General features: G+C 62.7%; 9 protein-coding genes. 7 read left to right on the top strand and 2 right to left on the bottom strand.

Annotated features, from left to right (window positions below; all coding sequences use genetic code 11):
- Positions 1 to 2 precede the first annotated feature (2 nt).
- The 4 genes from purN to AB0O81_RS04210 all read left to right on the top strand — a co-directional run bounded on the left by purN (position 3) and on the right by AB0O81_RS04210 (position 4,364).
- On the top strand, positions 3 to 602 hold the full coding sequence (gene purN / locus AB0O81_RS04225; protein WP_363581549.1) for a phosphoribosylglycinamide formyltransferase: 600 nt from the start codon (positions 3 to 5) through the stop codon (positions 600 to 602).
- Positions 603 to 633: 31 nt separating this feature from the next.
- Positions 634 to 2,238, top strand: coding sequence for a bifunctional phosphoribosylaminoimidazolecarboxamide formyltransferase/IMP cyclohydrolase (gene purH / locus AB0O81_RS04220; protein WP_363581547.1), 1,605 nt, complete (start codon positions 634 to 636; stop codon positions 2,236 to 2,238).
- Between the two features lie 114 nt (positions 2,239 to 2,352).
- Entirely contained in the window at positions 2,353 to 3,858 is a 1,506-nt protein-coding gene (locus AB0O81_RS04215; protein ID WP_363581787.1) for an AlkA N-terminal domain-containing protein, read from the top strand.
- Entirely contained in the window at positions 3,855 to 4,364 is a 510-nt protein-coding gene (locus tag AB0O81_RS04210) for a methylated-DNA--[protein]-cysteine S-methyltransferase (RefSeq protein ID WP_363581545.1), read from the top strand. The genes AB0O81_RS04215 and AB0O81_RS04210 overlap by 4 nt, the downstream gene beginning before the upstream one ends.
- On the opposite strand, the gene AB0O81_RS04205 is transcribed toward AB0O81_RS04210, so the two are convergent.
- Positions 4,361 to 5,779: an NAD(P)/FAD-dependent oxidoreductase gene (locus AB0O81_RS04205; protein ID WP_363581543.1), complete on the bottom strand. Its 1,419-nt coding sequence runs from the start codon at positions 5,777 to 5,779 to the stop codon at positions 4,361 to 4,363. The genes AB0O81_RS04210 and AB0O81_RS04205 overlap by 4 nt on opposite strands.
- Before the next feature lie 361 nt (positions 5,780 to 6,140).
- Between AB0O81_RS04205 and AB0O81_RS04200 the strand changes: the two genes are divergently transcribed.
- Together AB0O81_RS04200 and AB0O81_RS04195 are read left to right on the top strand one after the other, a co-directional pair.
- Entirely contained in the window at positions 6,141 to 7,964 is a 1,824-nt protein-coding gene (locus AB0O81_RS04200; RefSeq protein WP_363581541.1) for an ABC transporter ATP-binding protein, read from the top strand.
- On the top strand, positions 7,961 to 9,775 hold the full coding sequence (locus AB0O81_RS04195; protein WP_363581539.1) for an ABC transporter ATP-binding protein: 1,815 nt from the start codon (positions 7,961 to 7,963) through the stop codon (positions 9,773 to 9,775). Before AB0O81_RS04200 ends, AB0O81_RS04195 begins: the two co-directional genes overlap by 4 nt.
- Positions 9,776 to 9,848: 73 nt before the next feature.
- On the opposite strand, the gene AB0O81_RS04190 is transcribed toward AB0O81_RS04195, so the two are convergent.
- A complete protein-coding gene (locus AB0O81_RS04190) occupies positions 9,849 to 10,301 on the bottom strand; it encodes a GNAT family N-acetyltransferase (RefSeq protein WP_363581537.1) in 453 nt (150 codons plus the stop codon).
- A 145-nt stretch (positions 10,302 to 10,446) separates the two neighbouring features.
- Between AB0O81_RS04190 and AB0O81_RS04185 the strand changes: the two genes are divergently transcribed.
- Positions 10,447 to 12,666, top strand: coding sequence for an NADP-dependent isocitrate dehydrogenase (locus AB0O81_RS04185; protein ID WP_363581535.1), 2,220 nt, complete (start codon positions 10,447 to 10,449; stop codon positions 12,664 to 12,666).
- Positions 12,667 to 12,671: the final 5 nt, after the last annotated feature.

Here is a 12,671-nt window from a genome sequence, read left to right as displayed (position 1 = left end):
TCGTGCTCACGGTCGCCGTTCTCATCTCGGGCACAGGGTCGAACCTTCGCGCCCTGCTCGATGAAGCCGCCGACCCCGATTTTCCTGCGAGAGTGGTCGCCGTCGGCGCCGATCGCGAAGCGCCAGGCTTCGCACACGCCGAGGCCTACGGGATTCCGACTTTCTTCGTACCGTGGGTGCAGTTCGACTCTCGCGAAGCGTGGGGCAAAGAGCTCGGTGAGCAACTCAAGGTATGGCAGCCAGACCTCGTCGTGCTGAGCGGACTCATGCGTCTGCTGCCTTCTTCGTTGGTTGATGAGTGGTCGCCACGCATCATCAACACTCACCCCGCGTACCTTCCTGAGTTTCCTGGTGCCCATGGCGTGCGGGATGCCTTGGTCGCAGACGTATCGCAGACCGGAGCGAGTGTGATCGTCGTCGACAACGGCGTTGATTCGGGGCCGATTCTCGCGCAGGAACGTGTTCCCGTGCTTCGCGGTGATGATGAACACGCGCTGCATGAGCGCATCAAGCCTGTTGAGCGCCGACTGCTGATTGATGTTGTACGTCGTGTGGCCACCGGTGACCTAGATCTCGCCACCGTTTCTGACAACCATTCCTGATTTTCCACTCGTCTACCCCGAGGAGCCTCATATGGCCGGCCCGAGCCACGACCCCGCCCTTTACCGTCACCGCGATGCCGTGCGTATCTCTCGCGCGCTGGTCTCGGTCAGCGACAAGACGAACCTTCTTCCTCTCGCGAAGGCGCTCGCTGATGCAGGGGTAGAGATCGTCTCAACGGGGTCGACTGCCGCCACCATCCGCGACGCTGGCTACGACGTCACGGACGTCGCGAGCGTCACGGGCTTTCCTGAGTCGTTGGGCGGACGGGTGAAGACACTACACCCTGCTGTGCACGCCGGCCTGCTGGCAGACCTGCGCCTGGAAGACCACGAAACGCAGCTGAATGAGATGGGCATCAAGCCGTTCGAACTGGTTGTCGTGAACCTCTACCCGTTCGTGGAAACCGTGCGCTCGGGCGCGCAGGGCGACGAAGTTGTCGAGCAGATAGACATTGGCGGACCAGCAATGGTGCGTGCCTCCGCCAAGAACTTCGCAAACGTGGCCATCGTGGTCTCGCCGGAGTCCTATCCCGCAATCATCGACGCTGTGTCAGCGGGCGGCACCACGCTCACCCAACGCCGTGACCTCGCGGCGCGTGCTTTCTCGCACACGGCCGAGTACGACAGTGCCGTCTCCACATGGTTCGCCGAAGAGACGCTCGAGGGCGAGGGGCTTCCGCAGCACCTCACGATCAAAGCTGAACGACTTGAGACCCTCCGCTACGGCGAGAACTCCCACCAGCGCGCAGCAATCTACTCGCGCGTGGGTGGCCACGGCATCGCGCAGGCCACGCAACTGCAGGGCAAGAGCATGTCGTACAACAACTACGTCGATGCCGATGCCGCGCTTCGCGCCGCGTTCGACATGGTGAAACCCGCCGTCGCGATCATCAAACACGCAAACCCCTGCGGGATCGCGGTGTCAGCCCCGAACGCCCTCGACCCGATTGCCAGCGCTCATCTTCGTGCCCACGAGTGCGACCCCGTATCGGCCTTCGGCGGAGTCATCGCGGCGAACCGCACGGTGACATTGAAAATGGCAGAGAATCTGCGCGATATCTTCACCGAGGTGATTGTCGCGCCTGACTTCGCGCCCGAAGCGCTCGAGGTATTCAAGCTCAAGAAGAACCTGCGTGTCTTGCAGCTGCCCACGGACTGGCAGCAGGAGCGCATGGACGTGCGTCTGGTTTCTGGCGGATTGCTGCTGCAAGACGCAGACCGCTTCCCCGACGACATCGAATCAGTTGCCAAAGACTGGGAGCTGGTCTCGGGCGAACGGCCCGCAGAGGAAGACATGACCAACCTCATCTTCGCGTGGAAGTCGTGCCGTGCGGTCAAGTCGAATGCCATCGTGCTCGCCCACGGTTCGGCCACGGTCGGTATCGGCATGGGCCAGGTGAACCGCGTTGACTCGTGTCGACTCGCCGTCGAGCGTGCGGGCGATCGAGCGGCGGGCTCGGTCGCAGCATCCGACGCGTTCTTCCCCTTCGCCGATGGCCCTCAGGTGCTCATTGACGCGGGTATCAAAACGATCATCCAGCCGGGCGGATCTGTCCGCGACGCAGAGGTAGTCGATGCAGCGAAAGCAGCCGGTGTGACGATGTTCTTCACCGGGGAGCGTCACTTCTTCCACTGATTCGTCACGGCGCGGTTGCGTGAGTGAGCGATAAGGTCGCGCAACCGCAATGTCCGATTTCCGCGAGTGGATGCTGCGTCCCCGTGTCAGGCTAGACACGTGAGCATCCCGAGCATGACCTTTGACGAGCGATACCGTGCCATTGACGCGCGCGATACTCGCTTCGACGGACAGTTCGTCACAGCGGTGAGCTCGACCGGCATCTATTGTCGTCCGAGTTGTCCCGCTCGCACGCCGAAGCCGTCAAACGTCTCGTTCTTTCCCACCAGCGCGGCAGCCCACGAAGCCGGATATCGGGCTTGCAAGCGCTGCCTTCCTGAAGCGGCACCGGGGTCGCCCCAGTGGAACCTGCGTGGGGATACGGCAGGGCGTGCCATGCGGTTGATCGCGGATGGGGTGGTGGAACGCGAAGGTGTTCCTGGTCTATCGCGCCGCCTCGGGTATTCGTCGAGGCACCTTTCCCGACTGCTGACGACCGAGCTCGGCGCGGGCCCGCTTGCCCTCGCACGCGCGCACCGTGCTCACACGGCCCGGTTGCTGCTCGTCGGCACCGATCTGCCTACCGCCGACGTTGCATTCTCCGCCGGATTTGCAAGCGTGCGCCAGTTCAACGACACCGTGCGTGAAGTGTTCGGCATGACGCCGAGCGAGTTGCGTGCTCGGCGCTCGCGCCGGCAGTCGCCCGCACAAGAGGTAGCGCCCGGCGCGATCGATCTCGCGCTTGCGTACCGGGGGCCGCTCGATTCGACCGGGATCTTCGCGTGGATGTCGGCGCGCGCGGTACCGGGCGTCGAGACAGCTACCGACAGCTCGTTCTCGCGTAGCTTGCGGCTTGAGTCGGGGCCTGCGTGGTTTGAGATTCGCGTTGATTCAGAGCACCGAGTGCGTCTGCGCGCGAGGGTCACCCAGCTTAAAGACCTGCCGGTGATTGTCACGCGCGCGCGTCGGCTGTGCGACTTGGACGCTGATCCGATTGCGATTGATGCGGCACTGGCGCAGCATCCCGAACTGACGGCGGCTGTTTCCCGAGTGCCTGGCATTCGTGTTCCGGGAGCGGCTGACCCGCACGAAATGCTGATCCGCGCGATGATCGGGCAACAGATCACGGTGGCTGCCGCCCGCACCGCCTTGACGGCGCTCACTGACGCGCTCGGTGAGCACATTGACGACGGCTTCGAGAACACGCGCCTGTTTCCGACGATGGCGGCCATTGCCGAACACGGGCACGAGGTGCTGCGTGGGCCAGCGCCCCGAATTCGAGCTGTCACCGGCGCGGCAGCGGCTCTCGCCGACGGCACGCTGACTCTCACAACGGGTGACGACGGCGCTGACCAGCGCGCAGCGTTGCTGGCGATGCCGGGTATCGGACCATGGACTGCCGATTACGTGCGTATGCGCGTGTTGGGAGACCCCGATGTGACGCTACCCGGAGACGTTGCTGTTCGAGCGGGCGCTGCCGCATGTGGCGTTCCTGCCGAGCCCAGACCTTTCGAGGTCTGGGCCGCGCGAGCGGCGCCGTGGCGCAGCTATCTCACCGCACATCTTTGGCGCAACGCTCCGCTACGCCCCACACGTAAGAAGCCTAACCTTCAGTCGCAACTGATCAAGGAGTCCGCATGACTACCGCAACGCTGCACACGATCAACACTCCAGACGGACCCTTCACGATCATCGAGGATGCCGACGGTGCGGTCATGGCTTCGGGCTGGACGGGCGACGTCGAAGCCATCCTCGCTCGGCTCGCGCCAGCATCACGGCCCACCGAGCTGGTCGAGGGGAGAACGGATGCTGCTGCCGCAGTGGCTGCGTACTACGCCGGAGACCTTGCTGCCATCGGAACGGTCCCGGTGTCGCAGCCGGGCACCGAAATGCAGCGCGCTGGCTGGGCCGCGCTTCGCGAGATCACACCCGGGCAGCCGTTGACGTACGCGGAGTTCGCCACCGCGCTCGGCAGTCCTCGCGCGGTACGTGCGGCAGCATCCATCTGTGCCAAGAATGCTCCGGCGTTGTTCGTGCCCTGCCACCGCGTGCTTCGCACTGGGGGAGCTCTCGGCGGATTCGCATGGGGGGTCGAGGTCAAGCAAGCTCTTCTCGATCGCGAAAGCGGCGGCTCGCAGGTCAGCTAGGGGCGACCGTAGGCCTCGAGCCAGCGCAACCAGACTTCGCTGATCGTCGGATAGGCCGGCACAGCGTGCCACAGCCTCGCGATGGGAACTTCGCCGACGATAGCGACCGTCGCCGAGTGCAGCAACTCGGCAACGTCGGCACCCACGAAGGTTGCGCCGATGATCACGCCGCGGTCTTCGTCGACGATCGCTCGCGCCATGCCCTCGTAGTTGTCGGAGTACGTGCTGGCGCCGGCCACCCACGCCAGGTTGTAGTCGAGAACCCGGATGTTGCGCCCGGCCTTGCGTGCGGCAGCCTCGGTCAGGCCGACCGAAGCAACTTCGGGGTCGCTGAACGTTACTTGCGGAACATGCGCGCGGTCCGCTGTTGCGACATGAGCGCCCCAAGGCTGGTCGTCGACCGATTCGCCCTGCGCTCTCGCAGCGATGACGTCTCCGGCAGCGCGCGCCTGATACTTGCCCTGGTGGGTGAGCAACGCTCGGTGGTTCACATCTCCGACGGCATAGAGCCAATCGGTGCCATGAACCAGCATTGTGTCGTCGACGCTCAACCAGTCACCAGGTGTGAGGTCGATGTTCTCCAAGCCGAGGTCACCGGTGCGCGGGGTGCGGCCGGTTGCAACGAGAACCTGCTCGGCGGTTACCGTGCTGCCATCAGAAAGCTCGAGCGTTGCAGTGTCGCCGTCGCGCTGTGCTGCGGTGGCGGTGACGCCATTGAGCACGGTGACGCCCATTTCCTTGAGGGAAGCTTCAACCATCTCGCCGGCGAACGGTTCCATACCTCCCAGAAATCCAGAACGAACGATCATGGTCACCGCGGCTCCGAGGCTGACATACGCGGTTGCCATCTCAACCGCGACCACCCCGCCCCCGATCACCGCCAGCGAGTCCGGAATCTCGTGAGCGCTCGTCGCCTCGCGACTCGTCCATGGCTTGATGTCTTTCAACCCTGGAGTGTCGGGCAGCATTGCCGCTGATCCGGTGCAGACCGCGACCGCGTTTCGGGCGACCAGATCGGTGACAGTGCCATCGTCGGCAGTGACGCGCACGCGCTTCTTACCGGCGAATTGGGCATGTCCTCGCACGAGATCGATCCCGGCGCCATCGAGCCACTCCACCTGAGACGAGTCGTTCCAGTCGTGGGTCATCGCATCGCGGCGCCGCAATACACCTGCCGCATCGAGCGTTCCGGTGACAGCCTGCTTCGCGCCATCCAGATTCTTTGCCGCGCGCAACGCAGCCGAGCTTCGTAGTAACGCCTTCGATGGCATGCACGCCCAGTAGGAGCACTCGCCGCCGACGAGCTCTGACTCCACGACTGCGGTTCGCAGCCCTCGCTCGACCGCGCGTCCCGCGACGTTCTCACCCACTGCTCCGGCGCCGATAACGATGAGATCATATTCGATTTCGCTCATCTCTTCACCGTATGCCCCTCGCGCGCTCCACGGGTGGGAAAATAGACCTTGCTTTCGCGGAACTCTCAGGCCTACTCTGGAGGGCTGTCGCGTTCACGCGTCGCACCGTCCACGCCCACCCTCAGGAGGATGTCATGAACCAGGTCGCAATTTTCGCGAAGACCGCAGCCATCCTCGGTGTGCCCGGACTGCTGACAGCGCGTCGTCGTCGGTAGCTACTCACTCGATCCGGCACTCACCGCCCGGCAACTGCCGGCCCACTGAGCGTTCTTCTTTCCGCAACGTCCGTTGCGCTATCACGCTCTGGCTGAAACCTCGGCCATCATGCACCACATTCGTCATCTCAGCTCCCACAAGGATCATGGCTACCACCCCAGAAACACCCACGCCCCACCTCTCAACTGCGAGAGCGCTGGGCAGACTTCTGCCCTTCGCCCGACCTGTATTGCCGCGCCTCGCGCTTGGTGCGCTTAGTGCGTTGGCGGCCAGTCTGCTGGCCCTAACCATTCCCCTCGTTCTTGAGGTGATCGTGGGCGGCCCCATCGCTTCGGGCAACCTGACCGCGATCGTATGGGGCTCTGCTGCAGTGCTCGGTCTCGGTCTCGCCGAGGCGCTGATGGTATGGCTGCGGCGCTGGTTCATTCTCGGCCCGGCAACGATGGTCGAGTACGAGCTTCGGCAGTCCTTCTACGCGCGACTGCAGCGCCTACCCGTTGCCTTCCACGATCGGTGGCAGTCGGGGCAGCTACTCAGCCGAATGATGCAAGACATCAGCATGCTGCGCCGGTGGCTCGCTTTCGGTCTCGTGCTGCTGGTCGTCAACGTGCTTACTATCGCTGTTGGTTCGCTGTTGCTATTCCGGTGGCACTGGCTATTGGGGGCCATCTTTCTCGTCACCTCTGCGCCTCTCTGGTATGCGGGGTACCGATTCGAGAAGTCATACGGAACGCTTGCTCGCCAGAGCCAAGACCAAGCGGGCGACTTGGCGACCTCGGTCGAAGAGAGCGTTCATGGCATTCGCGTGCTCAAGGCCTTCGGCCGTGGCACGCACGCACTGCAGAAGTTCACCCGCCAGGCCGAGACTCTTCGCGAGACCGAGCTTGATAAAGCACGAGCGGTGGGACGCATCTGGTTCTGGCTCGTGTTGCTGCCCGACATCGCCTTTGCGCTCTGCCTTGGCGCCGGCGTGTATCTCACCGCGATCGACCAGCTGCGCGTAGACGAGCTCATCGCATTCTTCGCGATGGCGACCGTGCTGCGGTGGCCGATGGAATCGATCGGGTTCCTGTTCTCATTCATGCTCGACGCTCGCACTGCGACCGATCGCATCTTCGAGGTCTTCGACGAAGAGAATCCGATTGTCGACCCAAAGTCTCCGGTTTCGATTGAGAACCCCACAGGCGCACTCTCATTCGAAGGCGTCCACTTCAGATATCAGGATGCTGCACCCTCAGAGCGTGACCTGCTCGACGGTATCGATCTGGTGCTCAATCCTGGCGAAACCATGGCGTTGGTCGGCCTCACCGGTAGCGGAAAGACGACTCTCACGACCCTGCCCGCGCGGCTTTACGACGTGACGGCGGGGCGCGTGAGTGTGGATGGTGTCGACGTGCGAGATCTCACGTTGAAAGAGCTGCGCACCCATGTGGGCATGGCATTCGAAGACGCGACGCTCTTCTCGCAGAGCGTGCGGGACAACGTGCTTCTCGGCCGCGAAGACCTCGAGGCGGGCAGCCCCGAGGCGGAAGCGGTGCTGCGTGAAGCCCTGCAGGTGGCCCAGGCACACTTTGTCGATGATCTGCCCGATGGCGTTGACACGATCATCGGTGAAGAAGGCATGAGCTTGTCAGGGGGGCAGCGTCAGCGACTCGCCCTGGCACGTGCTGTCGCCGCGCGGCCGGCAGTGCTCGTGCTCGATGACCCACTGTCAGCTCTTGACGTTGACACTGAGGCCCTCGTCGAAGATGCGCTTCGCGTTGTACTCGCCGACACGACCGCCCTGGTGGTGGCACACCGGCCCTCGACGGTAATGCTCGCTGACCGTGTCGCGCTGCTAGAAAACGGCCGCGTGACCGCGGTGGGTCGCCACTCTGACCTGCTTCGCGAAAACGCCCACTATCGCCATGTCATCTCAAGTCTCGAAGACGAAGTGACCCGGGTGAAAGAAACAGAGGTGAACCTGTGAGCACAACAGTCACGGGCACGAGCGGTGAAGACCGCTCCGACTACACGCGCGACGAGAGCAAGTCCATTCGCAGACGGTCGTTGCGCCTTCTCGGTTCGCTAATCACCCCAGTTCGTGCGCAGCTGTGGCTTGCAGGAACCGTGCTGGTCATATCGACCGCGCTACGCGTGGCAGGACCTGCGTTGATTGCCTACGGCATCAACACGGCGCTCCCGGCCGCCGTCGATCGTATGGACTGGTTGCCGACCATCGGTGTCGTCGCGCTGTATCTGCTCACGGCGATAGGCGGCGCGGGCCTGATCGGCTGGTACGTCGTGGTCGCTGCACGGTTGACCCAAGCGATCATGCTTGATCTGCGCAAGCGCATCTTCTTGCACACCCAGCGGCTCAGTTTGGAGTTTCATGAGTCGTACACGTCTGGGCGAATCATCTCTCGTCAAACCAGCGATCTCGACACCATTCGCGAGTTGTTGGACGGCGGTTTGAACGAGTTGGTGTCTGGCCTGCTGTTCGGCGGGTTCACCCTGGTCGCGTTGCTGCTCATCGACTGGCAGTCAGGGCTGATCCTTGTCTTCATGGGCGTGCCGCTGTTCTTCTTAATGCGCTGGTTCTACCTTCGCTCGCAGCTCATCTACCGCGAGTCACGAGTGATCAGTGCCCAAGTGATCGTGAAGTTTGTTGAGACTATGACGGGCATTCGCGCCGTCAAGGCGTTCCGCAAAGAAGAGCGCAACGACGACAAGTTCGGTGGGCTTGCGCTCGCCTACCGCGATGTGAACATCCGCTCGATTCGCCTGTTCGGCACCTTCGAGCCGGCGTTGATGGCGGTCGCTTCGGTGAGCATCGCGTTCGTACTACTGTGGGGCGGCATCAGGGTCGTTGACGGCAGTTTGCTCATCGGCACGCTGCTGGCAGCAGTGCTCTACGTGCGTAACTTCTTCGCTCCGTTGCAAGAGGTCGCGTTCTTCCTGAACTCGTATCAATCGGCCACGGCGGCACTCGAAAAGGTGTCGGGTGTGCTCGAAGAAGAACCCACCGTCCCCGACCCGACCGATCCGGTTGACCTGTGGAAATCACGCGGACACGTGCAGTTCAACGACGTGCTGTTCGGCTATGCCGAAGACCGCGTCATCCTTCCGGACTTCAGCCTCGACATACCGGCGGGGCAGACGATTGCTCTGGTAGGCACCACGGGTGCAGGCAAGTCAACGCTCGCGAAGTTGGTGTCGAGGTTCTACGACCCCACTCGAGGAACCGTGTCGCTGGACGGGGTCGATCTGCGATCGCTCCACCCGAAGGATCTGCGTCGCGCCATCGTCATGGTGACGCAAGAGGCTTACTTGTTCAGCGGTACTGTTGCCGACAATATTGCGTTCGGTAAGCCCGACGCGACTCTCGAAGAGATCAAGCGCGCGGCTCGCGCTGTGGGGGCCGAAACGTTCATCGAAGCGTTGCCTGACGGCTATGCCACTGATGTGAACAAGCGTGGTGGCCGTGTTTCGGCCGGTCAGCGACAGCTGATTTCGTTCGCGAGGGCCTTCCTTGCCGACCCGGCGGTGCTGATACTCGATGAGGCCACGGCGTCACTCGACATGCCAAGCGAGCGGATGATTCAAGACGCACTGCAGACGCTGCTCGCCGATCGCACGGCGATCATCATCGCGCACCGGCTGTCGACCGTTGCGATCGCTGATCGCGTGCTGGTGATGGAGCACGGCCGCATCATCGAAGATGACACCCCAGCCGCGCTGATCGCGGGCGAAGGGAAGTTCGCTCAGCTGCACGCTGCATGGCAAGACACCCTGGTTTAGACGGAGGGCGACGAGGTCTCGGTGGGGGAGGGGAATCCGAGACCCCGCCGCCGGTCGGAGTGCGTCGAGCCTTTTACAGGCGGATCTCTGCGATGACCTCACCGTACTCGGTCTCACCCACGGGAGTGAACCCCACTCTCTCGAAGAACGCGGCGGGGCCACCCTCGCCGGCTTCGTAGATCACATAAACACAGTCCATGCCGCGACGGCGCGCTTCATCGAGCAGCGAAGAGACCGCGAAACTTCCGACACCTTGACGCTGGTCGTCGGCATCGACGTTGATACGCCACAGCACAGAGCGAAAGTGCTTCTCAGGCTCTTCTTCATCAAAGTTCGCGCTGACGAATCCGACAACCTCGTCGCCGGAGAGCACGACACGTTGCCATGTCGACTGAGGATTGACCACCGTGGCAGCGATGCCATAACTGACCGGTGCAAGGAACTGCTCCTGCCCCGGCTTGAGAGACAGGTTGTTGACCGCGACGATAGTGGAGGCGGACAGCTCGACCAGACGAAGTTCTGACATATCTACACGGTACCCGTGATCGTCAAGTTGCGGCAGGGAAAACGTCTGGGGTTAATACGAACTTCATGTGGGGAGATATCTTGACGTCGAGATACTTTGCGCTCTGCGATAGGCTGGATGCTGACTTGTGAACGGAGAGCCACGCATGAACGACTCGACCATTATCTACACCCACACCGACGAGGCGCCAGCTTTAGCTACCGCCTCGTTTTTGCCTGTTATTGAGGCCTTCGCGGGACAGGCGGGCGTTTCTGTTGAAACGCGTGACATCTCGCTCGCCGGTCGCATTCTGGCAGCATTCCCGCAGCGACTTTCGCCCGAGCAGCAGGTAGGCGACTCGCTCGCAGAGCTGGGTGGCCTCGCCACCGTGCCCGAAGCGAACATCATCAAGTTGCCCAACATCTCAGCATCCATCCCGCAGCTCAAAGCGACGATTGCCGAGCTGCAGGCGCAGGGCTTCGACGTTCCCAACTACCCTGACGAGGCAACCTCGATCGAAGACAAAGATGTGCGTGCTCGCTACGACCGCATCAAGGGGTCGGCCGTAAACCCCGTGCTTCGCGAGGGAAACAGCGACCGCCGTGCGCCGCTATCGGTCAAGAACTACGCGCGCAAGCACCCGCACCGCAATAAGCCGTTCGCCGAGGGGTCGAAGACGCGCGTTGCCACGATGGACGCTGGTGACTTCAAAAGCAACGAGAAGTCATGGATCGCCGCGCACGACGACGTTCTGACCATTCAGCATGTCGACGCTGACGGCACGGTCACGGTGCTGAAGAACGACCTCAAGGTGCTGCCGCGCGAGATCATCGACGCGACGTTCCTCTCGGCTGATGCGCTCGACGCATTCCTGGCCGAGACGCTTGAGCTCGCGCAGCGCGATGACGTGCTTTACTCCGTGCACCTCAAGGCAACGATGATGAAGGTCAGTGACCCGATCATCTTCGGTCATGTCGTGAAAGCGTACTTCGCGAACATCTTCGAGCAGTACGGTGACGCGATCGCCGCGGCGGGCCTCACCCCCAACAACGGACTCGGCTCCATTCTCTCGGGGCTGTCCGCTGTCGAAAACGGTGACGCTATCTCTGAGGCCTTCACTGAAGGCCTCGCGAGCGGCCCTCGTCTCGCGTACGTCAACTCTGATAAGGGGACGACGAACCTCCACGTGCCTTCCGACGTGATCGTTGACGCATCGATGCCTGCTCTTGTGCGCAATGGCGGCAAGATGTGGGGAGTGGATGGCGGCGAAGACGACACCCTTGCGGTCATCCCCGACTCTTCCTATGCCGGCGTCTATCAAGCTGTCATCGAAGACGTGATTGCTCACGGCCCACTCGACCCCGCCACCATCGGCACGGTTCCCAACGTGGGGCTCATGGCGCAGGCGGCTGAAGAGTACGGCAGCCACGACAAGACGTTTGAAATTGCCAGCCCCGGAGTCGTTCAGGTTCTCGATGGCGATGGCGTCGTCATTCTCGAGCACGACGTTTCGACCGGCGATATCTGGCGTGCAACGCAGACGAAGCACATTCCCGTGATGGACTGGGTGAAGCTTGCCGTTACCCGTGCTCACGCGTCGGGGGTGCCCGCGGTGTTCTGGCTCGATGTCAACCGCGCACACGACGCGCAGCTGATTGCCAAGGTCCACCAGGGCATCGCCCTGCTCGACACCGATGGCATCGAGATCAAGATTCTCGCTCCTGCCGAGGCGACGCTTTACACGCTCGATCGCCTGCGCAAGGGTGAAGACACCATCTCAGTGACCGGAAACGTGTTGCGTGACTACCTCACCGACCTGTTCCCGATTCTTGAGGTCGGCACCAGCGCGAAGATGCTCTCGATCGTTCCGCTGCTCGCAGGCGGCGGTCTCTTTGAAACCGGCGCCGGTGGTTCGGCCCCGAAGCACGTGCAGCAGCTGGTCGAGCAGAACTACCTGCGTTGGGACTCGCTCGGCGAGTTCTTCGCGTTGGCCGCTTCACTCGAGCACCTCGCCAGCTTCACCGACAACCGTCGTGCCAAGGTTCTCGCTGACACGCTTGACGCTGCGACGGGTACGTTCCTTGAGAACGACAAGTCGCCGGGCCGAGCACTGGGCACCATCGACAACCGCGGCAGCCACTTCTACCTCGCCCTCTACTGGGCGCAAGAACTGGCTGCACAGACCGACGATGCCGACCTGGCGGCTGCCTTCGCGCCGGTCGCCGAGGCGCTCGCCGCTGATGAAGACAAGATCGTGGCCGAACTGATCGCCGTGCAGGGCTCGCCCGCCGAGATCGGCGGCTACTACCGCCCCGACAGCGATCTCGTTACCGCTGTCATGCGTCCCTCGTCGACGTTCAACTCGGTGATTGACGCCCTCGCGTAGAACTC

The organism is Microbacterium sp. NPDC076911 (assembly GCF_040687125.1).
Taxonomy (GTDB): Bacteria; Actinomycetota; Actinomycetes; order Actinomycetales; family Microbacteriaceae; genus Microbacterium.
This window is presented reverse-complemented; position numbering and strand designations above follow the sequence as displayed.